The following is a 21,876-nucleotide window of genomic DNA, read 5'->3' as shown; positions in this document are numbered from 1 at the left end:
CTCCCGGTTGTTCTTGAGGTTCTGCAGGGATCAGGGCGCTTTCAACCCCCGCAGTCTTCACCGGGAGCTGAAAGCTACCAACTAGGGTAGGTTTCCACGGATGTCTTTCAATAATTCGAAGCCAGTGATTATGCTACGTTGCACTGCAGCATGTCGCGTGCGTCATAGTTGGGGGAGTGGGTAAGCGGGGCTTGTCGCCCGCCTGTCACAGCCCCTTGGTAAACGCGTCGGCCTGCACCAGGTCGGCCCAGGCTCCGGCCTTGGCCTGCGGCGCACGCAGCAGATAGTTGGGGTCGTAGGTCACCACCGTGGGCACGCCTGCAATGTGGTGCGGCTCGGCCCGCAGCCGGCCCAGCGCATCATGGCGGCCCAGCACCGCGCGTGCACTGGCCAGGCCCAGGACCAGCACGCAGTCGGGGCGCAGCTCGCGCAGCAGCGTCTCCAGTGCAGGTTGCAGTGCCTCGGCATGGCTGAGATCGGCATCGGGCGGCGCGCGGTGCAGGGCGGCGCTGAAGACGCGCGGCTTTTCCTGCAGTCCGAGGGCGCGCAGCATATTGTCCAGCAGCCTGGCGGCATCGCCCTGCAGCGCCGTCTGGGCGCAGTCGGCCGCAGGCCTTTGCGCGGGGCTCAGCAGGGGCGGGTTGGCGGCAGGCTCCAGCAGGATCAGCCAGCCGCCTTGCTCGGTGCTTTGCACATGCTGAGGCGCATGGGGGTAGACCAGCTGGGCCGGGCTGATGGTCCAGCCCAGGCCAGGCTCGCCGGCCGGGCCTGCGGCGGGTTGCTGCACGAACTGGCGCGGTTCGTGCGCCCGGTGGCCGGACAGATGCTGGGGCGGTGGACTGACGGGTCTGGCGGTCTGGGCGGGCGGCTGAACCGGTGCCGGCGCTGCCTCGGCTGCGGGCGCGGCGGCCTGCGCCACGGGCGGGCTTACGGGGTCCGGCGGCGCCACGCGCATTGCCGGTGCCGCGACGGGCAGGGGCTCGGCGACCGGTAACGGTGCGGCGGCGACTGCAGTGACAGCAGACACTGCCGCGGGTTCCACGGGCTCGGGCAACCAGACGGTGATGCCCATGGCTTCCAGCATGGCCCGCTGGCGGGCGTCCAGGTTCAGGGCCATAGTTTCAGACTCATGAGCACCGCATGTTCGCGCGGGCCGTTGGGGTTGGGGTAGTAGTTCTTGCGCAGACCGACTTCGGCAAAGCCGTGCCTGAGATAGACCTCGCGGGCGCGGGCATTGCTTTCGCGCACTTCCAGCCAGATCCATTGGGCATTCTGCTGTCGCGACCAAAGCGCCAGCGCGTCGAGCAGCACGCGCGCCCAGCCCTGGCGCTGGCAGGCCGGATTGACGGTGATATTGAGCAAATGTACCTCGTCCAGCGCCTGCATGGCGACAAAGTAGCCCAGCAACTGGTGATCGGCATCGACCAGCAGCTGTATCTGGTAGCCGGCCACCATGGCATCCTGGAAGTTGCCGCGCGTCCATGGGTGGACATAGGCCTGCTCCTCGATCGGCAGCAGGGTGTCCAGCCAGAGCGCGGACAGCGGCTCGAAATGCACCAGGGATGCCGCATCCTGGGTGCTGGCGTCAGTGGCGAGTGTGGAGCTGCTGGGCAAGGTCATGAGGTGCTTATCGGGAGGCGGCGTCGGAGGCAGCAGCAGCGGCGGCCTTCTCGGCTTCGCGCTCGGCCGTGGTTTTTGCCACTTTATCGCGGATATAGCGCGGCAGCGCCTCTTCGGCCGGCACCGCGCAGCCTTTTGCCAACAGTGCCGGAGCCAGGCGCAGCATGGCCGTGGCCGTGGGCATGGCGTGCACATGGCGGGCGGCGGGCGCCAGCAGCTCGGGGTAGACGGGCTGGGCATTGCCCGTCACGGCATGGCCGGCTGCAGCCTGCAGAGCTTCGGGGGCGCACAGGCCGAAGTCCTCGGGCTCGATCCACTGGCCGTCCACATAGCGGAACGCGGCGTGATAGACCTCGTGCATGCGCGCATCGAGCACGGCCTCTACCTCGGTGCAGCCATGCAGATGACGGGCCTCTTCGGCCACGGTGAGCAGCGAGTCCACGGGCAGCACGGGAACCTTGGCGGCAAACGCCAGACCCTGGGTGATGGCGCAGGCCGTACGCAGGCCCGTGAAGGAGCCGGGACCGCGCCCGAAGGCAATGGCGTCCAGTTGCGCAAAGCTCAGCCCGGCCTCCTTCATGAGCTGGCGGATGGCCGGCAGCAACTGGGCCGACGACTGTTGCGCGCCCGGACCGCTGTGCTGCCAGATGGCATCGCCACGCTGGACGGCAACAAACAAGGTATCGGTACTGGTGTCGATGGCGAGAAGATTCATGTTCGGCGGGGCGTCAGCCGCAGGCGGGCTGGAGCGCAATAAGGGCTGCACTGGGCTGCACTGGGCTGCGGGAGAGGGCAGCGTAGCCCTGCATTATCGGACGCCCGCCGCCAGCTTGCCGCGGGCGCTGCCAATGCCCGGCATGGGCGAAGCCCGGCGTAGACTCTGGCCCCATGCTGCAGACCCCCTTCTTTCTTCGCAAGACCCTGAGCGCGCTGGGCGCATCGTTGCTGGCGCTGCTGGCCCAGCCCGCGCTGGCGCAGTCCCTGCCTGCCGACACCCGCATTCCCGCTGTCGTGGACGCGGCGCTGCAACGCGCCAAGATTCCGCGCGATGCCGTATCGCTGCTGGTGATGAATGTGGATGGCAGATCGCCACCGAACCTGGCCTGGCGCACGCACCAGGCCATGAATCCGGCCTCGGTCATGAAGCTGGTCACCACCTATGCGGCGCTCGACCAGCTCGGCCCGGCCTATGTCTGGCGCACGCCCGTCTATCTGGGCGGCCCGGTGGTCGATGGTGCCCTGCGCGGCAACCTCTACATCCAGGGCCAGGGCGACCCCAAGCTGGTGCTGGAGCGCCTGTGGCTGATGCTGCGCCGCCTGCAAGGCATGGGCATCAAGGTCATCGTGGGCGATATCGTGCTGGACCGCAGCGCCTTTCAGCTGCCCGCGCATGATGCGGCGGTCTTCGACAACGAGCCCTGGCGGCCCTACAACGCCTCGCCCGATGCGCTGCTGATCAACTACAAGGCCGTGGCGCTGAATATTGCTCCCGATGCAGGAGCTGGTGTCGCTCGTATTCAGTACGATCCACCAATGTTTGGCATGGAAAACCAGCAAACAGTTGCGCTGGCTGCTCCTGCTTCTGATTGCGGCGACTGGCGCAGCAAAATGCAGCTGGACATGAACAATCCGCAGCGCATCGCCTTCAATGGCAGCTATCCGGCAAGCTGCGGCGACAAGAGCTGGTCCATCGCACCGGCGCAGCCCGAGCGCTTTGCGGCCAAGGCCATAGAAGGCATGTGGCGCGAGCTGGGCGGCAAGCTCACCGGCGCCGTGCGCGACGGCAGCGTGCCCCAGGGCCTGCAGCCGGCGTTCCAGCTGGAGTCTCCGGCACTGTCCGAAGTGGTGCGCGACATCAACAAATACAGCAACAACATCATGGCCCAGCATGTGCTGCTCACCCTGGGCATGCAGCGCACCGGCGTGGCCAGCTTCGACTCTGCCAGGCAGTCGCTGGCCCAGTGGTGGGCCGCGCGCTGGGGCAATGCCGAGCAGCCCGTGGTGGACAACGGTGCAGGCCTGAGCCGCAATGCCAGCATCACGGCCAGCGGACTGGGGCAGATGCTGCAGAACGCCTGGGTCTCGCCCGTGATGCCCGAGTTCGTCTCCTCCATGCCCATCGTCGGCGTGGACGGTACGCTGCGCCGCAGCAAGAGCCGCTTTGCGGGCGCGGCCCACCTCAAGACCGGCAGCCTGCGCGACTCGGCGGCACTGGCCGGCTATGTCGACGGTGCCAGCGGCCAGCGCTATGTGCTGGTAGCCATGGCCAACCATGCCAATGCGGCCGCGGCGCGTACGGCCTGGGATGCACTGGTGGACTGGACGGCGGCACAGTAGCCGCCCGGGGGCGGCCGCTCTATCCCTGCCCAATTGCCCCCCTTTGCCAGCCTCGACAAACCGGACCCAGGTCCGGTTTTTTTGTTGCGTGACAGCCTGATGACCAGTTTCTTGGGCGTTGGATTTTTGTCCGACCATCGGTAATTGCCCGATAACAACGCCTGGATGAGTGTCGCTAGGATGACGCTGAGGAAAAAAGCACGACCGTGCGATTCACAACACCTCAGGAGAACATCATCTTGGCAAGCAAACTCAAACTCTTGGCGGCGGCAATGGCAACGGTGGGCCTGCTGGCGGCCTGCGGCGGCGGAGGCGGAGCCGATACCACCCCCAAGGCCAAGGTCACTTCGGTCAAGGTCATGGGCGACAGCCTCTCGGACAGCGGCACCTTCGGCTACAAGTTCACCGTGCAGGGCAACGATCCGACGACCGGCAAGCCCTATCTGGTCTGGCCTGAGCGCATTGCCGATCTCTACAGCACCTCGCTGTGCGCGCATTACAAGCCCACCAGCCAGACCACGTTTGTGACAGCCAATGCCGGCTGCACCAACTACGCCATCGGCGGCGCGCAGATCAACTATGTCGATGCCTCCGGCCAGGTGGTGAACTCGCCCATCTCCGTGCTGCAGCAGATCAAGGATGCGGGCGCGGCCGGTGTGTCCTCCAACGACCTGATCCTCATCGATGGCGGCGCCAATGACGCAGCCGCGCTGATCACGGCCGTGCTGACCTATCAGTCGGCGGCTGCAACCTATGCCGTGACGGGTTCGCCTGCCGATGGCGCCAAGGCGCTGGCGGCGCAGAAGTACCTGCAGGCCTTCCTGGCTTCCAAGATCGATACGGCAACGCTGACGGCCCTGCTGTCCCAGGGCTCGGACGGCATCGTCAAGGCCGGCGGCCTGTACATGCAGACGCTGGCCCAGAACCTGGCGACCAGCATGCAGACGGATCTGCTGGCCAAGGGCGCCACGCGCATCGCCGTGCTGAACATCCCGGCCATCCAGATGACCCCCAAGTTCACCACCGTGCTGGCCCAGATCGCCCAGGCCCAGGGCACGGCCGCCTCCAAGCAGGCCGAAGCCCTGCTGGACGGCTGGGTGAGTGCGTTCAACGCCACCCTGAAGACCGCCGCAGGCAATGACAGCCGCATTGCCGTGGTGGATTTCTATACCGAGTTCAAGAGCCAGATCTCCAACCCTGCGGCCTACAACTTCACCAATGCCACGGTGGCAGTCTGCTCCAAGATCGGTACCGACGAGCTGTCCACCTGCAGTGCCGACAAGCTGGCCGCCAACATTCCTCAGGGCGAAACCAGCCCCGACTGGTGGAAGAGCTATGTCTTCGCCAACAGCTTCCACCCCACCCCTTACGGCTACCAGCAGATGGGTCAGCTGGTGTCGCGTTCGCTGGCACAGGCCGGCTGGCTCTAAGCCCATCCGCAGCAAGAATCAGGAGAGACAACAATGAAGAAACCTATGCGGATTTCTGCCGCCGTTCTGGCCCTGACGGCCTGCGGCCTGGCCGGCGCCCAATCTGCGGGCACCTGGTCGGCACGTGTGGGCATCACCCATCTATCGCCCGATGTGAGCAGCGGCAATCTGTCGGCCCCATCCTTTCCCAACACCAAGGTCGACGCAGGCAGCAACACCCAGCTGGGTGGCGGCATCACCTATATGGTGACCGACAATCTGGCGCTGGACGTGCCTCTGGCGACGCCCTTCAAGCATGACCTGACGGGAGCCGGCGCGATTGCCGGCGTGGGCAAGCTGGGCAGCACCAAGGCGATACCGGCGACGCTGATGCTGCAGTACCGCTTCAACGAGGCCAAGGCGGCGTTTCGCCCCTATGTGGGAGCCGGCGTGACCTATGCCCATTTCTATGGCGAAAAGACCACGGCCACGCTCAACGGTCTGAGCGGCGGCACGCTGGCCAATCCGACCACGGCCGAGCTCGACGACAAGTTCGGTGCGCTGGCGCAGCTGGGCTTTGTCTACCAGTTCAACGAGCGCTGGTTTGTGGATGCGTCCTACTCCAAGAGCTTTCTGAAGACCAAGATCCACCTGTCTTCGGGCCAGAGCATCAGCGTCAGGCTCAATCCCGATGTGTTTTCCATGGCCATAGGCTACCGCTTCTGAGGCTGCGCGGCCGATACGAAAAATCCGGGCTGGTCCCGGATTTTTCTTTTTGGCTGCGGCTTCAGTTGTAGTGCTGGGCCGAAGGCTCCTCGCCATGCACGGCCCAGCGGCCCAGGGCCTGGAGCTTGTAGTCCAGCGGATCGTGCAGGGTATGGGTGCGCACATTGCGCCAGAAGCGGTCGAAGCCGAGGTCGGCATGGGTGCCGCGTGAGCCCACCACATCAAACATTTCCTGGGTGGCGAACAGGGTGCAGCGATGCGCCATGACCTTGGCTTCGAAGACGGCGATGGCGACCTCGGCACGTTCCGCCGCGCTCAGCCCAGGGCCGCGCTCCCAGGCTTTTTGCAGCAGCGCTGCGCCGTGGTCGGCCATCAGGGCGGCCCCCGAAATCTGGGCCTGCATCTCGCCCATGCGGCGCAGCAGATAGGGATCGTCGGTGGCGCGCTCCACCGCCGAGCCCAGCCAGGGCCGGCCATGTTCGCGCGCGTAGTCGCGTGCCTGCCGGCGCGCGCCCTGGGCCACGCCGACAAACAGATTCACCAGCACCAGCTGCGCCAGGCAGTTGCGCAGCGTATGAAAGGCCGTGACTTCGGCATTCTCGTCGCGCATGACGGCGCTGGCGGGAAGCTGGACGCGATTGAACTGCACCGAGCCGCTGTCGGTCTGACGCTGGCCCATGGGGTTCCAGTCGTCCTTGACGGCAATGCCGGGCGAAGCGGTCTCAAGCAGGCCCAGAACGGGCTGCGCATGGCCTGCCACGCTGGCCGATACCGTCAGGTAGTGAGAGCCGCGTGTGCCCGAGCAAAAACCTTTCAGACCGTCGAGCACATAACCGCCGGCCAGCTCCGAGCTGCGGGGCAGAGCCTGCAGACGCGTGTCGCGCGGGTTCAGCGCATTGCCCCACCAGCCGTTCTCATCGATGGTGCGGCGCAGCCAGAGGCGCTGCTGCTGGCGCGAGCCATAGATCAGCACGGTGGCGACCTGGAGCTGGTGAAACGCCAGCACATGGGCCAGGGCGCTGTCGACTGCGGCCAGGGCCCGGACATGGCGGTAGATGTCGGGCCAGCTCAGCGCATCGCCGCCATGTTCGCGGGGGATCGCCAGGCGCAGCAGGCCGGCATCGCGCAGCAAGGCTTTTTCCGCTGCCGCATGGCCGCCCTGGCGGTCGCGTGCGACGGCAGTTTTTTCCAGGGTGCCGAGTACATCGTTGAAGTGGCTGGAGAGCATGGTGAAGAAGGTGGAGAGCGGAAAAGAGGCGGGTGGTCAGTGGCAGATGGCTCCGTCTTCCAGCAAGGAAGCTTCCAGAGCAATCGTGCTGACACGGTTATCCTGCGCACGTTGCTGCAGACCGCTGCGCTGCCATTGCTGGATGGCGTGCTGCAGCCAGCGGGTGGACTGCGCATCGGCCTTGGTCAGACGGACATGGGCCTGATCCGTGGTGCGAAAGCGGTTGCCCAGACGGGTGTAGAAGCGCCAGTTGTCCTGTTGCAGCAGGCGCGCGATGACCTCTGGAGACTCGGCCAGAACATGGCATTTGCCGGCCAGGAAATCGCTGACTGCATGAATGCTGGATGGCGCGAAAAGAGGCTGCAGGCCCTGGGCCTGCAAGGTGCTGGCAGAGGCCTGACCCGTGGCGACGCAGGCCGTGGGTCTGGGGGCGGCCTTCTGCCCCACATGCGGCAGCCAGGAGCTCCAGTGACCAGGGGCATGGCGGCTCCAGAGGGAGGCCTGCTGCTTGAGCACCAGCAGTTGCAGGCTCTGCGGCATATAGCTGCCGCCGGTCTGTCGATCAGCAGCGACCGGGCCGTCCTGCAACGCCACGCCTTCGAGCACCAGGTCGGCATCGCTTGCGGGGGTGATTTTGACACTGGTGCCCAGTTGCCGGCCCAGCCAGTCCGCCAGGGCCTGGTCGTAGACATCCGGCTCTGGCGGCAGGGGGTCGCCGGGCAGGGAAGGGCGCGCATAGCTGCGCAGGGCCACATGGAGCACGCCATGGCGCTGCGCCTGCTGCAGCACCGGGCCTGCAGCCTGCGTGCCGCCGAGATCCGGCAGTGCCGGCCACAGCACGCCAGCGCCGGCAGCGGCTGCTGCCAGCGCGGTGCCGGCAATCGCCAGGCGTCGCCAGGATTGCGTGGCGCTACTCATGAAACTCCAGTCCGCTGCGCCAGCGCGTCAGGCGCTTTTCCAGCAAGGCCAGCCCATAGTTGAGGGCCAGGCCCAGAACGGCCAGCAGCACGATGCCGGCATACATGCTGGGGATCTGGAAGATCTCCTGGGAGTTCAGCGTGAGAAAGCCCAGGCCTGCATGCGAGCCGATCATCTCGGCGGCGACCAGCGCGGTGATCGAATAGGCGCCCGCCAGTCGGATGCCGGTGAAGATGGACGGCGCCGCCGCCGGCAGGATGACCTTGAAGAAGATGAAGCCGCGCGAGGCCCCCATGGACAGCGCCGAATGGATCAGCAGCTTTTCCACCTGCTTGACGCCGCTGATGGTGTTGAGCAGCACCGGCCAGAAAGCGGCCCAGAAGATGATGGCGATCTTGGAGGCTTCGCCGATGCCGAAGAACAGCAGAAAGACCGGAAACAGCGCCAGGGCAGAGACCTGACGGAACAGCTGCAGCAAGGGGTCGACGAAGGCCTCGAAGCGGCGCACCACGCCCATCAGCAGGCCCAGCGCCACGCCTGTCACGACGGCCAGAATCAGCCCTGCCAGCGAGCGTTGCAGGCTGGCCGCCACATGCTTGCCCAGCTGGCCGGTCTGCGCCAGCTGGACGATGGCCGCCAGAACCGCGGATGGCGGGCTGAGAAAGGCCGAATTGACCAGTCCCGCGCGCGGCAGGAATTCCCAGATGGCAAAGAACAGCAGCACGCAGGCTGAGCGCTCCAGCCATTGGAGCCCGAGTTGCCGGGAGGAAAGCAGCGACACCGGCTTGGCGGGGCGCCGGGATGGGGATGCGGCCAGTTGGCTCATATGGCAAATCCTCGCAAGGCCAGGCTGAAATCAGGGGCGGTGGGCAGCAGCGGTGCCAGCGGTTGCTGGCGGTGGCCGCTGGCGAAGGCAACTTCGTCGCGCAGCACATCCCAGGCCTGTTCGCGCAGTTGCACAAAGGCCGGGGCGTGGCGTATTTCGGCGGGGCGCGGACGCGGCAGCGCTATGTCCAGAACGGATTTGATGCGACCGGGTCGGTGCGTCATGACGGCGATGCGGTCCGACAGATAGATGGCTTCATCGAGGCTGTGGGTGATGAAGACGATGGTGGTCTTGTGCTGCTCCCAGATGCGCAGCAGCTCGGACTGCAGGATTTCGCGTGTCTGGGCATCCAGGGCGGCAAACGGTTCGTCCATCAGCAGCAGGCTGGGCGAATAGGCCAGGGAGCGGGCGATGGCCACACGCTGACGCATGCCGCCCGAGAGTTCGTGCGGGTAGCGCTGGCCGAAGCCGCTGAGCCCCACCAGGTGCAGAAACTGCTCGGCAGTCTCCCGGCGCTCGCGTTTGGGAATCTTGCGGATCTCCAGCCCGACCTCGATGTTCTCCAGCACGGTGCGCCAAGGAAACAGCGCATAGCCCTGGAACACCACGCCCTGCTCGCGGTTGATGCCGCTGGCCGGCTGGCCGTCGATGCTGATGCTGCCGCCGGTCTTGCGCGCCAGCCCGGCGAGCACATTGAGAAACGTGGACTTGCCGCAGCCTGAAGGCCCGAGGAGGGTGAAGAACTCGCCTTCACGGATATCGAGATTGAAGTCCTGCAGGGCGGCGATCTGCTGCTTGCGGCCGCGCTCGTCGGCAATGGCGAAATCCATGCGCACATCGCGTGCCCGGATCTTGATGGCGGAGCCAGAGTCGTCGAGGGCCGTGCTCATGTCGCCGCTCCCTTGGCAAAGGGGTTGAACTCGTTGGTGTACACATCCTTGACCGCCACCTTGCCCGGCTGCAGCTTGCCTTCACGTTCCAGCACGTCGATGTAGTACTGGATGGGCGGCTCGGTGATGATCTGATCGTCCACATAGGCATAGCGCTCCACATGCTTGAGCTCCATGCCGAGGCGCTCGGCCGTGTAGCGGCGTGCTTCGTCGGTGTTGGCGTTGACCCAGTTGCCGGCCTTGGCGATGGCGGTGACCACATCGCGCACGGCCTGCGGGTTCTCGCGCGCAAACTTGCCGTTGACGCTATAGGGCGCCATGCCGCCCAGGCCGCGGTCCAGGTCGTAGTCGGTCCACAGGCGCTGCAGCTCGGGATTGGCTTCGGCACCGCCGGAATGGGGTGGGTGGATGATGGCCAGATCCACATTGCGGCCGATCACGGCCTGCTCGCCCTGGTTGTCGGGAACAACCAGGAAGTTGATCTTGTTGACATCGGCGCCGTGCTCGCGGAAATAGGTCTTGGAGACAAACTCGGCGCAGGCGCCGAAGCTGTTGAAGCCTATGGTCTTGCCTTCCAGATCCCTGGGCGTGCGGATGCCCGAGTCCTTGCGCACGAAGTACTTCATATGCGGCGCCTCCTGCAGCGTCTTGCTGCCGGCGGCAATCACCTTCATGTCGGCCCCGGCCGCAATGGCCGAAATCACCAGCGGCACCATGCGCGAGCCGAAATGGATGTCGCCCGTGCCGACCAGCGGAATGATCTGGGGGGCGGCAATCTTGCCCACGTAGTTGGGGCGGGTGGAGGTCCCGTCGAAGTAACCCAGTCTGTCGGCCAGATAGATCAGGTCGAAAGACGGGTTGTCGGGGTAGTTGAAGGGAACGACCTTGCCATTTTGTGCCGTGCGGGTGGTTTCGCTGCTGGCCTGGTTGTCGGAGCGCGAGCAAGCCGCCAAGCCCAGGGATGCTGCACTGATGGACAGAAGCTTGCCAAGCGCGTCGCGACGGGTTCCCATGGTTCTAACCTTTGAAGTTGCTGTTGAAGCAAGCAAGGTTAGAGAAGGCGTCTAATAAAGAAAACGAATAAAAATTTGTATCTTTACTTGGAAATCAGCTAAGAGGCCGCTCAGCCCGCAGCCGCGGCACGCTGCAGGCGGTCGCGCACGCCTTCCCAGTCGGCAGTGTCGGGAGGGGTTTCGATCCAGATCAGCTTGGCACCCCAGTCGTCGAAATTGCGCAGCATGCCGAACAGCTCGCGGGCCACGTCGCGCGGCTCGTCGGACATGCGGCGCAGCAGCAGCTGGGTCGTTGTGACATTGAGGGGGCTGCGGTGATAGATGGCAATATTCCTGCCATCCTTGCCCAGGATGTCCAGCGCCGATTGCAGCTGTCCGGCATCCATGAGCCGCACCTTGGCGTTGGGCGCGTAGTGCGCCAAAAGCGTGCCCGATGCACGTGGGGTATCCGCAGTCAGCTCTTCTTTCGAGAGCGGTCGCAGGCCGCAGGCACGCTCGATATCGTCACGCGTGATGGCGCCGGGGCGCAGCAGCACGGGCACGCCCCGCGTGCAGTCGACGATGGTCGATTCAATGCCCACTTCGCAGGCGCCGCCATCGAGCACCAGCAGTTCTTCGCCAAACTCGGTGGCCACATGCTCGGCCGTGGTGGGACTGACGCGGCCGAACTTGTTGGCGCTGGGGGCCGAGACGCCCCAGACCGGCGGATCGAGCTGCTGGCAGGCCTGCAGCACCGCATGGGCCACGGGGTGGGACGGGCAGCGCAGGCCCACGCTGTCCTGGCCCCCTGTCGATGCCTTGGCAGCATGCGGCAGGCGCGGCAGGATCAGGGTCAGCGGGCCGGGCCAGAATGCGTCGATCAGTTGCTGGGCAAAGACCGGGACTTCCTTGGCATAGCGGGTGATGGCGGCCGCATCGGCCACATGCACGATCAGCGGATGGTTGGCCGGGCGCCCCTTGGCGGCAAAGATCTGCGCCACGGCGGCGTCGTTGTCGCTGTCTGCGGCCAGACCGTAGACCGTCTCGGTGGGCAGGCCCAGCAGCCGGCCTTGCTGCAGGGCGAGCGCAGCGGCTTGCACCGAGGCTTTCAGCGTTCCATCCAAGATCATTTCAATTCCTCTTTCATGCACTGCGCCGCTGTATGTGCGGTGTTTTTGCGCTTGCAGAGCAGCAGCGAAGGACGCCGAGCAAGGGCCGCCCCGCAGCGAGGGCGTCGTCCCCCTCCCGCGTAGCGAGAGAGGGGCGCCCGGCTAGGGGGAAGCGGCGGGGCCGCCTAGGCAAAGCCGCTCAGGGGGTGTTATCAGAACGCTTCAATGCCGAGGATCTCGGCCGCCTTCAAAGCGGTTTCACGCGCTTTTTCGGGACTGGCCGCGGTGATGTTCAAGTGGCCCATCTTGCGGGCCGGCTTGGCATCGACCTTGCCATACAGATGTAGGTGGGCGCCTGGCAGGGCCAGGATCTGATCCCAGGCAGGAGCCTTGGCGGTTTCGCCGTCCTTGAACCACAGGTCGCCCAGCAGGTTGAGCATGATGGTGGCGCTGTGCTGGCGCGGCTGTACCAGGGGCAGATTGGTCATGCAGCGCACTTGCAGCTCGAACTGCGACACATCCATCGCGTTCTGGCTGTAGTGGCCGCTGTTGTGCGGGCGCGGGGCGATCTCGTTGACCACTAGCTGGCCGTTGTCCAGCACAAAGAATTCCACGCAGAGCACGCCGACGTAGTCGAGGCCGATAGCTACGGATTTCGCAGCGGCTACCGCTTGCTCTGCCTGTGCTGCGGGCACGTTGCCTTCGTAGACCTCGGTCACGGCCAGAATGCCGTCGCGGTGCAGATTGCGCTGCACGGGCAGGTTGACGATGTCGCCATTGCGGCCGCGGGCCACGATGACCGAGCATTCGTGCGCCAGCGGCAGCATTTTTTCGAGCACGCAGGCTACCTGCTTGAGCTCGTCCCAGGCCTGGATCAGCTCGTCGCGGGTCTTGACGCGGATCTGACCCTTGCCGTCATAGCCCATACGCGCGGTCTTGAGGATGCCGGGCAGCAGTGCGTCGTTGACGGCCGCCAGCTGCTCGTTCGTCTCGATCACGGCATAGGGGGCGCAGGGGACGCCGCACTTCACGAAGTGGGCTTTTTCGGCAGCGCGGTCCTGGGCGATCGCCACGGCCGAGCCGGCGGGCGATACGGGCAGGCTCTCGGCCAGCTTGTTCAGCGAGCCTGCGGGCACGTTTTCGAATTCGGTGGTGACTGCCGCGCAGAGTCCGGCCAGCTCGGCCAGGCCCTTGGCGTCTTCGTAGCCGGTGCGCACATGCTGGTGGCTTACCAGACCGGCGGGGCTGGTCTCGTCCTTGTCCAGCACGGCGGTGAAATAGCCCATGGCCTGAGCGGCATGGGCAAACATGCGGCCCAGCTGACCGCCGCCCAGCACGCCGAGGGTCGCACCCGGCAGTATCACTTGCGTGTCGCGGGCGCTCATGCGTTCACCGGCAGGGTCATGTTGCGGGCCGCTTCGGTCTGCTCGGCGCGGAAGGCTTCGAGCTTTTTGCGCAGCTCGGCATCTTCATTGGCCAGCAGGGCCACGGCAAACAGGGCCGCATTGGCCGCACCGGCATTGCCGATGGCAAAGGTGGCCACGGGCACGCCCTTGGGCATCTGCACGATGGAGTGCAGCGAGTCCACGCCTTGCAGGTGGCGGCTGGCAACGGGCACGCCGAGCACTGGCACGGTGGTCTTGGCGGCAATCATGCCGGGCAGGTGGGCAGCACCGCCGGCACCGGCGATGATGGCCTTGAGGCCACGGTCGGCTGCGGCTTCGGCAAAGCGGAACATGTCGTCCGGCATGCGGTGGGCCGATACGACCTGGGCTTCAAAAGCGATACCGAATTGCTGGAGGATGGCAACTGCGTGTTGCATGGTGTCCCAGTCGCTGCTGGAACCCATGACTACGCCAACTTGGATGGGGTTCATGTTCTTCAGGGCGCTGCCGCCCGGCCTAGTGGAACCCCTGATTTTACGTTTTCGCTGCATTGCCGGGCAGCTGTGGGGCAAAGCCACCCGGTCAAAGCATCTATGACCCCCGGATGCGGGCGGCCGCGTTGTCGCGTGCAAAGCCCAGCACGCGGTCCCTGAAGACATGGACGACCCAGGCCAGCGCAGCCAGGGTCTGCAGGCTCAGAGAGGCCCAGGGCAGATAGCTCAGCCAGGAGCCGGCCTGCGTTGCTGCATCCGAAGGAGCCATCCACATGGCCACGACCGGCTGGACCAGCATGGCGCCCCTATGGCCGCCAGCGCCATAGGCCAGCAGCGGCGCGGCGATGTTGAGGATCAGCCAGGCGACGACAAACGAGGCCAGCGGGGACTTGAGCTTGCCTGTCAGCAGGGCGAAGCCAGTCAGCAGCAGGCAGTCGCGCAGCAGATGCAGGCACAGATAGAGAGTGAAGCTGTTGAGTTCGCCGCTGATGGCGGCCTCCAGGCTTTGGGGGGCGAACAGCAGCAGCAAGGCCATGACAAAGCCCAGCAGCAGGCTGACCGGCCACAGCGGCAGCGCCTCCAGTGCCTCACGCCAGCGCTGGCGGCTGACCGACCATTGCACCTGGCGCCAGGCACGCAGATGCTGGTCCATGTGCTGCAGGGCGACATAGGCGGTGCCGATCAGCGCGATCCAGGCGGTGCTGCTGAAAAATGCGGCAATGCCCTGGTTGAGCGTGCCGGCCGCGAAAAATCCCGTCAGTGCCAGGCCCAGCGGCCAGGCCCAGGGCAGGGTGTGTACATCGAGCCGGGTGCAGAGCTGGCGCCACAGGGCCAGCAGGCCCAGGCCCAGTATCAGCGCACCGGCCAGATAGGCCAGGCCCAGGCCGCCCACGTCCAGGCCCCACCAGAACACCGGCGCGGCATCGCTGTCCACCATGCCTTTGTAGACATGGTCGATAAAGGGGCCGGGGGCGAAGAACAGCAGCAGCAGGGGCAGCAGGGCCGCGCGCCGGCGATTGATGGGCCTGTCCCTCAGTCCCCAGCTCATGAGCACGGAGTTCATGGCCCAGGTCTGCAGGCCCAGGCCCCAGAGCACGGCCAGGCCAATCGTGTGCTGCAGCTTCAGGGGCTCCAGTGCCCAGAAGTGGGTCACGCCCACCACGGCCAGCGCAAACCACAGCACATACAGCCAGGCTGGCAAGGTGGCGCCCAGCAGCTTGCCCCAGGCCATCTGCCAGGGCGTGAGCACGGACAGGCGTTGCCAGTCCCAGGTGTTCTGGCTGGCTTCCTCGGCCAGACTGCGTCCGGCCAGCACGCTGCCGTAGATGATGGCGGCCAGGTACAGGCCGGCGATGGCGGTCATGCTCAGCGTGCCGGGCAGACCCTTGGCAGAGGACAGGGCGAAGGGCAGGGCCAGGATGAGCAGGCTCAGGCCCAGGCTCCAGGCCAGCAGCGAGGGGCGCCAGTTCAGCCAGAGCTGGCGCTGGAATTCGGGATTGCGTTGGCTCATGCTTGCTCCTGACTTTCGGTATCGCGGGACTGGGCCGTGCGCGCATAGCGGTCCTGCAGCCGCTCGCGCACCGGGTACAGCGCGGCGACCGGAATGCCGGCCTGCACCAGCTGGGCCAGCCATTGGGCGCGTGCGCCGGCGGCAGCAGGCAGCCACAGCTGGATCGGGCGGCGGCCCGTGGCATCGAAGTCCTGCACCGAGGTGCTCAGCAAGGCCTGACGCAGGCGCGTCTCCAGGCCTTCGCCTGGCTCCATGGCCACTTCCAGCGCATAGAGCTGGGGCTGCTGGCCGGCGACGGCGGGCAGGCCCTCGCCATGGGCGCTCTGCAGCGCCTCGTGGCTTTCGATGCGGCCGTCGCGAATGCTCAGGATGTGAGTGCAGTACTCGTCCAGCTCGCTGAGGATGTGGCTGGAGACGATCAGCGTCATGCCCTGGGCCTGCAACTGGCGAAACAGCGTCGAGAGGCTGCTGCGCGCATCGGGATCGAGGCCGCTGGCCGGCTCGTCAAGCAGCAGCACGCTGGGCTGATGGACGATGGCCTGGCCGATCGCCACGCGCTGGCGCTGGCCGCGCGAGAGTTCGGTCGGGTGGCGGTGCAGCAGCTGCGTCAGGCCCAGTTGCTGGGCCACCTGCTGCACGCGGGCCTCCACTCCGTCGGGCGCCACGCCCATGGACAGGGCCGAGTACTGCAGGCAGCGCATCACGCTGAGCCGGTCGTACAGGCCGTAGAAATCCGAGAGATAGCCCAGGTGGCGGTGCACCTCGCGCGGCTGCTCCTCGACCGACAGGCCCTTGACGCGAACCTGGCCCGACAGCGGCTGCTCGAGGCCGGCAATGCAGCGCATCAGCGTGGACTTGCCGGCGCCGTTGGGGCCGACGAGTGCCGTCACGCTGCCCGCGGCGATGGACAGGCTCACGCCGTCGAGGGCGCGGTGGCCCGGATATTCAAACACCAGTTGTGAAACTTCAATCAAGTCTGCGCTCCTTGGTTCGCAAGCAATATAGCCCAGGGGCGAGCGCGGCTGCGGGGCGCTTACTCTTGAAACCGTAGCTGCTTGCGCATGCAGTCCATTGGTTTTCGGCATAAAACACCTCGAATCGACCTTGAAACATGCGCAAGCTGCTCCCATCTGAGTAGCAAAGACCCGGTTCGACCTGGTCTATGGCTTGCGCTCGCGCATTTGCGTGGAGAATCGCAGCATCGCGCGGTGGGCACTCTGCTGGAGTGGCCGGCTCGCAGACTTTTCAGCGCCGCTGCCCGGGTGGCAGCGCACAAGCAGCATTGGGAATCACATGATTGACGTCACCCTCGAGAATTTTGAAGCCGAAGTCGTAGCTGCCTCCATGGCCGTGCCCGTGCTGGTGGACTTCTGGGCGCCTTGGTGCGGCCCCTGCAAGACGCTGGGTCCGGTGCTGGAAAAGCTGGAAGTCGCCTATGAGGGCCGCTTCAAGCTGGTCAAGATCGACTCCGATCAGGAGCAGCAGCTGGCCAGCATGTTCGGCATTCGCTCCATCCCGACCTGCGTGCTGATGATCGGCGGCAAGCCCGTGGACGGCTTCATGGGCGCCCAGCCCGAAGGCAAGCTGCGCGAGTTTCTGGACAAGCATCTGCCCTCCGAGGGCGAGCTGGCGGCCGAGGCTGACGCCGACGAGGCCCAGGCCCTGCTGGAGTCCGGCGACACCCAGGCGGCGTTGCAGAAGCTGGCCGACGCGCTGGCGGCCGACCCGGCCAATGACGATGCGCGCTTTGACTATGTGCGCCTGCTGATCGCTACCGGCAGCTTCGAGGAAGCCGCAGCCCTGCTGGCCGAGCCCGTCAAGCGCATTCCCCAGCCGCTGCGCTTCGAAGCGCTGAACCAGTGGCTCAAGGCGCTGGAATTCGCCGTGCAGGGCGACAATGCCGACGTGGCCAAGTACGACGCCGCCATCGCGGCCAACAAGCGCGACTTCGACGCCCGCTTTGGCCGCGCCCGTGCCCTGCTGGCCCACAGCCAGTGGACCGATGCCATGGACGAAATGCTGGAAATCATCATGCGCGACAAGACCTGGAACGATCAGGCGGCGCGCAAGCTCATCGTCGGCGTGCTGGAGCTGCTGACCCCGCCCAAGCCCAAGAAGCAGGACGCCGTGCCCGGCAAGACCAGCGGCGGCATCGAGCTGCTGGGCAAGAACAGTGCCGAGCAGGACGAGGCCACGGCGCTGGTCAACAGCTATCGCCGCAGGCTGAGCATGGCGTTGAATTGAAGGCTCCCCCTGAGGCGCCTTGCCTGGGCGGCCCCGCGCCTTCCCCCCTGGCCGGGTGCCCCTCTCTCAACGCGCTTCGCGCTATGGGAGGGGGACGACAGCTTCGCTGCGCGGTGGCGGGGGCCGCCCAGGCATTGCTCGCTGTCCCTTGCCTTGGGGCACGCCAGTTTTTGCTGCTTGCGTTGAATGAGACTCGCGATGGATCAGATCTTTTCAGTGGCCTTTCAGGGCCTCTTTGTTTATCTGGGACTGGGGCTGGCGTTCGCGGTGCTGGCGGCCGTGCTGCGCTCGCCACGCTTCAAGGGCTGGCGCGGCGAGCGGGCCGTGCAGGCAGCGATCCGCCGGCAACTCAATCCGCTGATCTATGTGGACATGCACAACGTCACCCTGCCCACGGCGGATGGTGGCAGCACGCAGATCGACCATCTGATCTTTTCGCCCTACGGCCTGTTCGTGCTGGAAACCAAGAACTACCAGGGCTGGATTTTTGGCACCGAAAAGCAGCGCGAATGGACGCAGCAGATTTTCAGAAAGCGCAGCCGCTTCCAGAACCCGCTGCGCCAGAACTACAAGCACGTCAAGACCTTGCAGTCGCTGCTGGACATTGCGCCCGAGCATCTGCACTCGGTGATCGCCTTTGTGGGCGACTGCGAGTTCAAGACCGAGATGCCGGCTCATGTCACGCGCGGCCTCGGCTTTGTCGGCCATATCCAGAGCTTTACCCAGCCCGTGTGGAGCCCCGAGCAAATGCAGGCGCAGCTGGATAAGCTCGAAACACTGCGGCTGCAGCCAGGCCGTGCCACCGACAGGCGGCATGTGGCGCATGTGCGCCAGCTGCAGGCGGCCAGCAAGGCACGCAAGCCCAGACTGGAGCCGGTGGTGGAAGCTGCGGCCCAGCTGGTCAAGCCGCCCGCGCCCGAGACCGTGGATATTCTGCTGGAGCCTGTCATTCAGGTGCCGCTCGCCCAGTCAGCGGTTGCGGCTTCGGCTGCGGTGCCTGACACTGCAGCAGAGGCTGTAGAGCCGCTGCTGCCCGGGCGGATCGATGATGTGCCGGTCTGCCCGCAATGCGAATGGCCGCTGCGCAAGTTGCTGATGCAGCGCGGGCCGTTGGCGGGGCAGGCCATCTGGCGCTGTACCAATGCGGCGGCTTGCAGCTTTGTCCGCGGGCAGGTCTGATACTCCTGAAATATGAGCTGCCAGCGCTTTGTCTGTCTGTGTCTATGGCCAGAGAGGTGTTTGTGATCACTGCTTTCTCGAACCTGCGCGCCTTGCTTGGCACCGCACTGGGGGTGCTCTTGCTCTTGGGCGTCCTGGCTGGCGCCGCTGCAGATGCAGGGAGCGCGGCGTCCGAGGGCGAAGCCATGGCCGCGGTGCCGGCACCGCTGCTCAATACCTACTGGAAGCTGGTGCAGCTGGGTGATGGCCCGCATGTCAGCGCCTATGACAACCAGCCCGAGCCGCATCTGGTGCTGGAGACCGGCAGCGGTCGCTTTCATGGCGCGGGCGGCTGCAATCGCCTGCGCGGCAGCTACAGCCTGGACGGGCGCTGGCTGCGTTTTTCAGCCGTGGGCGGCACCCGCATGGCCTGTGTGCAGGGCATGCGCCGGGAGCAGCAGCTGCTGGCCACGCTGGCTCAGGTCAGCAGCTATGCCGTGCAGGGGCAGAAACTGGTGCTCAGCGATGCCGAGGGGCGTGTGCTGCTGAGGTTCGAGGCCGTGTATCTGCGCTGAGCCTCAGTGTGTCAGTTGCGGGCTGGCGGACTGGGGTGACGCGGCATTGCCCAGCGAGCGAATCGGTATGCCCATGTCCTGCGGAATATCGCCCGACAGCTGCAGCGCCAGGTAGCGGGTGCAGCAGACGCGCAGAAAAGAGCTGAAGTTGTCCACCGCTTTGCGCTCGGCCAGCAGCTCGTCGTAGAGCTTGGTGCAAAGCTGGGGCACGGTATAGCCGTCCCGCGCAGCAATCTCTTCGAGTACCTGCCAGAACAGGTTTTCCAGCCGGATGCTGGTGGCGACTCCATGCAGCCGGATGGAGCGGGCCCGGTGGGCCCAGAGCTGGGGATCGGCGCTGATAAAGACCTGGCACATGGCGCGACTCTCCAAAACAAAACCGGGCCATGGTGTGGCCCGGTGACTGCGGCGTCAAGAGGAGAACTCTTGAATTGATAGCTTGCTGCGATTGATGGGAAAGCGCTGGAAGCCGATTTCAGTGTGAAATCTTCGTGCCCAGCAGCGCGAGAAACTGGGCAATCCAGGCCGGATGGGCAGGCCAGGCCGGGGCACTGACCAGATTGCCTTCGGTATGGGCCTGGTCGACGGGAATGTCGGCATAGCTGCCTCCGGCCAGTTCCACCTCGGCGCGGCAGGCAGGATAGGCCGAGCAGGTGCGGCCCTTGAGCACGCCGGCCCCGGCGAGCAACTGCGCGCCGTGGCAGACGGCGGCCACGGGCTTGTTGGTGTCGAAGAAGTGACGTACGGCGGCGCGCACGCTTTCATAGCCGCGCAGATACTCGGGGCCGCGGCCGCCGGGGATGACCAGGGCGTCGTACTGCTCGGGCTTCACATCGGCAAATGTGGCGTTGAGCGTGAAGTTGTGGCCGGGCTTTTCGCTATAGGTCTGTGCGCCTTCAAAGTCGTGGATGGCGGTCTTGATCTGGTCGCCGGCCTTTTTGTCTGGGCAGACCGCGTGCACGGTATGGCCCACGGCCAGCAGGGCCTGGAACGGGACCATGGTTTCATAGTCCTCGCAGTAATCGCCGCAAATCATCAAAATCTTCTTGCCTGCCATGGTCTGTCTCCTTGTGGTTGGGTCAGGCCATTGTGGGCAGTCAGGGCACGCGGCGGGTATTAACGGGCTACTACATCGGGACGGGCGGGCGGATAGTGGGTGCCGTAGTCCGACGAGCGCTGGTACAGCGTCAGCCCGAACTGCGGCAGCACGCCGATCAGATGGTCGAAGATTTCGCCCTGTATGCCTTCGTACTCCACCCAGATGGTGGTGTTGGTGTAGCAGAACAGCTGCAGCGGCAGCCCCGTGGGCGATGTCTCCATGGTGCGCACCATGAGGAACATGCCCGGGCCTTTGCCAATGCGCGGATGGCCCATCAGATAGGCGTAGGCATAGGCCTTGAAGGCGGCCAGATTCGTGACCTGGTGGGCGGCGATGGCCTGGGTTGGCATGGCGGCCTCGGCTGCGCCCGGCATGGCCTGCAGGCCGTCGCGCTCGCTCCAGTAGGGCTGCAGCAGCGCGATATGGCCCATGCCTGCGCGTTCCTCGGGAGAGAGCAGATGCACGGTGTTGGCGTCCAGGTTCAGCGAGCGCATGATGCGGCGTCCACCCGAGTCGAACATGCCGCGCCAGTTCTTGAAGCTGTCCGTCATCAGCCGCCAGGTGGGAATGGTGGTGATGGTCTTGTCCCAGTTCTGCACCTTGACGGTATTGAGCGCGATGTCGGTCACAAAGCCGTCGGCGCCTACCTGGGGCATCTCTATCCAGTCGCCCACGCGCAGCATGTCGTTGCTGCCGAGCTGAACGCCGGCGACAAAGGAGAGGATGGTGTCCTTGAAGACCAGCATCAGCACGGCCGACATGGCGCCCAGGCCGGAGAGCAGCAGCAGTGGCGAGCGGTCCATCAGTGTGGCCACGATGAGCACCACGGCAAAGCTGCAGACCAGCAGCTTGCCCAACTGCACATAGCTCTTGATGGAATGGGTCTGGATGGCGGCCTTGCGTGCCTCGTCGCGTTCATGGGCCTCGTTCGTGGCATTGAGCAGGTCGCAAAGCACGCGCGCCAGGTGGTAGAGCGTGAAGGCCACCGCCACATTGGTGATCAGCGTGGTCCAGCGCGGCTCCAGATGCGGCACGCCCTGGACGCCGAACTGCACGATCAGCGAGGGAACGACCTTGGCCAGGCGGCGCAGCACCTTGTCGTGCATGAGGATCTGGGCCCAGCCGGTCCTGAGGGTGTCGCGCATACGGCGAAAGACCTTGAGCCCCAGCCACTGGGTCAGCCAGCCGGCCACAAGAGCGGTCAGGGCCAGGACGCAGAGCGAGGCCAGCATTTGCATGGCGGGATTCCAGTCAGAAACAAAAGACCAGCGGGAAAGCAAGAGCAGCTCCTCAGAAGAATGGACCGGGGCAGGAGCGCAAGTCTGGCAACTTCGGGCAGAAGGCAGGCGATGGCGT

General features: G+C 65.5%; 22 protein-coding genes. 6 read left to right on the top strand and 16 right to left on the bottom strand.

What is annotated here, in order from left to right; genetic code table 11:
• Nucleotides 1-205: 205 nt before the first annotated feature.
• The 3 genes from O987_RS26290 to tsaB are packed head-to-tail and all read right to left on the bottom strand — an operon-like array spanning nt 206 to nt 2,335.
• Nucleotides 206-1,117, bottom strand: coding sequence for a uracil-DNA glycosylase family protein (locus O987_RS26290; protein ID WP_043375733.1), 912 nt, complete (start codon nt 1,115-1,117; stop codon nt 206-208).
• Entirely contained in the window at nt 1,108-1,620 is a 513-nt protein-coding gene (gene rimI / locus O987_RS26285) for a ribosomal protein S18-alanine N-acetyltransferase (RefSeq protein WP_003060455.1), read from the bottom strand. Before rimI ends, O987_RS26290 begins: the two co-directional genes overlap by 10 nt.
• Before the next feature lie 7 nt (nt 1,621-1,627).
• A complete protein-coding gene (tsaB, locus tag O987_RS26280) occupies nt 1,628-2,335 on the bottom strand; it encodes a tRNA (adenosine(37)-N6)-threonylcarbamoyltransferase complex dimerization subunit type 1 TsaB (protein WP_043375731.1) in 708 nt (235 codons plus the stop codon).
• 173 nt (nt 2,336-2,508) lie between these two features.
• On the opposite strand from tsaB, the gene dacB reads away from it, so the two are divergent.
• From dacB to O987_RS26265, 3 genes are all read left to right on the top strand, one after another.
• On the top strand, nt 2,509-3,957 hold the full coding sequence (dacB, locus tag O987_RS26275) for a D-alanyl-D-alanine carboxypeptidase/D-alanyl-D-alanine-endopeptidase (RefSeq protein WP_003060458.1): 1,449 nt from the start codon (nt 2,509-2,511) through the stop codon (nt 3,955-3,957).
• Between the two features lie 239 nt (nt 3,958-4,196).
• Nucleotides 4,197-5,387, top strand: coding sequence for an SGNH/GDSL hydrolase family protein (locus O987_RS26270; RefSeq protein WP_019044142.1), 1,191 nt, complete (start codon nt 4,197-4,199; stop codon nt 5,385-5,387).
• Between the two features lie 33 nt (nt 5,388-5,420).
• Nucleotides 5,421-6,092, top strand: coding sequence for an OmpW/AlkL family protein (locus O987_RS26265; RefSeq protein ID WP_003060463.1), 672 nt, complete (start codon nt 5,421-5,423; stop codon nt 6,090-6,092).
• Between the two features lie 61 nt (nt 6,093-6,153).
• Here O987_RS26265 and O987_RS26260 read toward each other — a convergent pair whose 3' ends face one another.
• From O987_RS26260 to O987_RS26215, 10 genes are all read right to left on the bottom strand, one after another.
• Entirely contained in the window at nt 6,154-7,320 is a 1,167-nt protein-coding gene (locus O987_RS26260; RefSeq protein WP_043375728.1) for an acyl-CoA dehydrogenase family protein, read from the bottom strand.
• 36 nt (nt 7,321-7,356) lie between these two features.
• Nucleotides 7,357-8,238: a hypothetical protein gene (locus O987_RS26255; protein WP_043375726.1), complete on the bottom strand. Its 882-nt coding sequence runs from the start codon at nt 8,236-8,238 to the stop codon at nt 7,357-7,359.
• Nucleotides 8,231-9,064, bottom strand: a complete 834-nt coding sequence (locus O987_RS26250; protein ID WP_043375724.1) for an ABC transporter permease — start codon at nt 9,062-9,064, stop codon at nt 8,231-8,233. Before O987_RS26250 ends, O987_RS26255 begins: the two co-directional genes overlap by 8 nt.
• Nucleotides 9,061-9,954: an ABC transporter ATP-binding protein gene (locus tag O987_RS26245; RefSeq protein WP_043375722.1), complete on the bottom strand. Its 894-nt coding sequence runs from the start codon at nt 9,952-9,954 to the stop codon at nt 9,061-9,063. The genes O987_RS26250 and O987_RS26245 overlap by 4 nt, the downstream gene beginning before the upstream one ends.
• The gene (locus O987_RS26240; RefSeq protein WP_003072550.1) at nt 9,951-10,967 is read right to left on the bottom strand and encodes an ABC transporter substrate-binding protein; all 1,017 of its coding nucleotides are present in this window, start codon (nt 10,965-10,967) and stop codon (nt 9,951-9,953) included. The genes O987_RS26245 and O987_RS26240 overlap by 4 nt, the downstream gene beginning before the upstream one ends.
• A 110-nt stretch (nt 10,968-11,077) precedes the next feature.
• Complete coding sequence (locus O987_RS26235) at nt 11,078-12,076, bottom strand: L-threonylcarbamoyladenylate synthase (protein WP_043375720.1); 999 nt, start codon at nt 12,074-12,076, stop codon at nt 11,078-11,080.
• 191 nt (nt 12,077-12,267) lie between these two features.
• Nucleotides 12,268-13,440 carry a 5-(carboxyamino)imidazole ribonucleotide synthase gene (locus O987_RS26230; RefSeq protein ID WP_043375718.1) on the bottom strand — a complete coding sequence of 391 codons (1,173 nt, stop codon included), beginning with the start codon at nt 13,438-13,440 and terminating at the stop codon, nt 12,268-12,270.
• The gene (gene purE, locus O987_RS26225; protein ID WP_003072555.1) at nt 13,437-13,931 is read right to left on the bottom strand and encodes a 5-(carboxyamino)imidazole ribonucleotide mutase; all 495 of its coding nucleotides are present in this window, start codon (nt 13,929-13,931) and stop codon (nt 13,437-13,439) included. The genes O987_RS26230 and purE overlap by 4 nt, the downstream gene beginning before the upstream one ends.
• Nucleotides 13,932-14,031: 100 nt before the next feature.
• The gene (locus O987_RS26220) at nt 14,032-15,444 is read right to left on the bottom strand and encodes a hypothetical protein (RefSeq protein ID WP_043375715.1); all 1,413 of its coding nucleotides are present in this window, start codon (nt 15,442-15,444) and stop codon (nt 14,032-14,034) included.
• The gene (locus O987_RS26215) at nt 15,441-16,418 is read right to left on the bottom strand and encodes an ABC transporter ATP-binding protein (protein ID WP_043375713.1); all 978 of its coding nucleotides are present in this window, start codon (nt 16,416-16,418) and stop codon (nt 15,441-15,443) included. The genes O987_RS26220 and O987_RS26215 overlap by 4 nt, the downstream gene beginning before the upstream one ends.
• A 319-nt stretch (nt 16,419-16,737) precedes the next feature.
• Between O987_RS26215 and trxA the strand changes: the two genes are divergently transcribed.
• From trxA to O987_RS26200, 3 genes are all read left to right on the top strand, one after another.
• Nucleotides 16,738-17,688 (top strand): thioredoxin, encoded by a 951-nt coding sequence (trxA, locus tag O987_RS26210; RefSeq protein WP_043006621.1) that lies wholly within the window; start codon nt 16,738-16,740, stop codon nt 17,686-17,688.
• Between the two features lie 198 nt (nt 17,689-17,886).
• Entirely contained in the window at nt 17,887-18,867 is a 981-nt protein-coding gene (locus tag O987_RS26205; RefSeq protein ID WP_043375710.1) for a nuclease-related domain-containing protein, read from the top strand.
• 62 nt (nt 18,868-18,929) lie between these two features.
• The gene (locus O987_RS26200; RefSeq protein ID WP_235214224.1) at nt 18,930-19,421 is read left to right on the top strand and encodes an META domain-containing protein; all 492 of its coding nucleotides are present in this window, start codon (nt 18,930-18,932) and stop codon (nt 19,419-19,421) included.
• A gap of 3 nt (nt 19,422-19,424) precedes the next feature.
• Here the strand turns inward: O987_RS26200 and O987_RS26195 are convergent, their stop codons facing one another.
• The 3 genes from O987_RS26195 to O987_RS26185 all read right to left on the bottom strand — a co-directional run bounded on the left by O987_RS26195 (nt 19,425) and on the right by O987_RS26185 (nt 21,758).
• Nucleotides 19,425-19,778, bottom strand: a complete 354-nt coding sequence (locus tag O987_RS26195; RefSeq protein ID WP_043375706.1) for a ribbon-helix-helix domain-containing protein — start codon at nt 19,776-19,778, stop codon at nt 19,425-19,427.
• Between the two features lie 118 nt (nt 19,779-19,896).
• Nucleotides 19,897-20,478, bottom strand: a complete 582-nt coding sequence (locus O987_RS26190; RefSeq protein WP_003060496.1) for a DJ-1/PfpI family protein — start codon at nt 20,476-20,478, stop codon at nt 19,897-19,899.
• A gap of 59 nt (nt 20,479-20,537) precedes the next feature.
• On the bottom strand, nt 20,538-21,758 hold the full coding sequence (locus O987_RS26185) for a mechanosensitive ion channel family protein (protein ID WP_043375704.1): 1,221 nt from the start codon (nt 21,756-21,758) through the stop codon (nt 20,538-20,540).
• Nucleotides 21,759-21,876 lie beyond the last annotated feature (118 nt).

Origin of the sequence: Comamonas testosteroni TK102 (assembly GCF_000739375.1) — a bacterium.
In the GTDB taxonomy this organism is placed as follows: domain Bacteria; phylum Pseudomonadota; class Gammaproteobacteria; order Burkholderiales; family Burkholderiaceae_C; genus Comamonas; species Comamonas brasiliensis.
The sequence above is the reverse complement of the archived record's forward strand: the minus strand, read 5'-3'. Positions and strand labels throughout refer to the sequence as shown.

Coding starts and splice junctions, on each gene's coding strand:
- O987_RS26230 (WP_043375718.1), bottom strand. CDS start 13,440: ATGAGCGCCCGCGACACGCAAGTGATACTGCCGGGTGCGACCCTCGGC.
- trxA (WP_043006621.1), top strand. CDS start 16,738: ATGATTGACGTCACCCTCGAGAATTTTGAAGCCGAAGTCGTAGCTGCC.
- O987_RS26265 (WP_003060463.1), top strand. CDS start 5,421: ATGAAGAAACCTATGCGGATTTCTGCCGCCGTTCTGGCCCTGACGGCC.
- dacB (WP_003060458.1), top strand. CDS start 2,509: ATGCTGCAGACCCCCTTCTTTCTTCGCAAGACCCTGAGCGCGCTGGGC.
- O987_RS26245 (WP_043375722.1), bottom strand. CDS start 9,954: ATGAGCACGGCCCTCGACGACTCTGGCTCCGCCATCAAGATCCGGGCA.
- O987_RS26220 (WP_043375715.1), bottom strand. CDS start 15,444: ATGAGCCAACGCAATCCCGAATTCCAGCGCCAGCTCTGGCTGAACTGG.
- O987_RS26195 (WP_043375706.1), bottom strand. CDS start 19,778: ATGTGCCAGGTCTTTATCAGCGCCGATCCCCAGCTCTGGGCCCACCGG.
- O987_RS26240 (WP_003072550.1), bottom strand. CDS start 10,967: ATGGGAACCCGTCGCGACGCGCTTGGCAAGCTTCTGTCCATCAGTGCA.
- O987_RS26205 (WP_043375710.1), top strand. CDS start 17,887: ATGGATCAGATCTTTTCAGTGGCCTTTCAGGGCCTCTTTGTTTATCTG.
- O987_RS26185 (WP_043375704.1), bottom strand. CDS start 21,758: ATGCAAATGCTGGCCTCGCTCTGCGTCCTGGCCCTGACCGCTCTTGTG.
- purE (WP_003072555.1), bottom strand. CDS start 13,931: ATGAACCCCATCCAAGTTGGCGTAGTCATGGGTTCCAGCAGCGACTGG.
- O987_RS26190 (WP_003060496.1), bottom strand. CDS start 20,478: ATGGCAGGCAAGAAGATTTTGATGATTTGCGGCGATTACTGCGAGGAC.
- rimI (WP_003060455.1), bottom strand. CDS start 1,620: ATGACCTTGCCCAGCAGCTCCACACTCGCCACTGACGCCAGCACCCAG.
- tsaB (WP_043375731.1), bottom strand. CDS start 2,335: ATGAATCTTCTCGCCATCGACACCAGTACCGATACCTTGTTTGTTGCC.
- O987_RS26250 (WP_043375724.1), bottom strand. CDS start 9,064: ATGAGCCAACTGGCCGCATCCCCATCCCGGCGCCCCGCCAAGCCGGTG.
- O987_RS26235 (WP_043375720.1), bottom strand. CDS start 12,076: ATGATCTTGGATGGAACGCTGAAAGCCTCGGTGCAAGCCGCTGCGCTC.
- O987_RS26290 (WP_043375733.1), bottom strand. CDS start 1,117: ATGGCCCTGAACCTGGACGCCCGCCAGCGGGCCATGCTGGAAGCCATG.
- O987_RS26255 (WP_043375726.1), bottom strand. CDS start 8,238: ATGAGTAGCGCCACGCAATCCTGGCGACGCCTGGCGATTGCCGGCACC.
- O987_RS26260 (WP_043375728.1), bottom strand. CDS start 7,320: ATGCTCTCCAGCCACTTCAACGATGTACTCGGCACCCTGGAAAAAACT.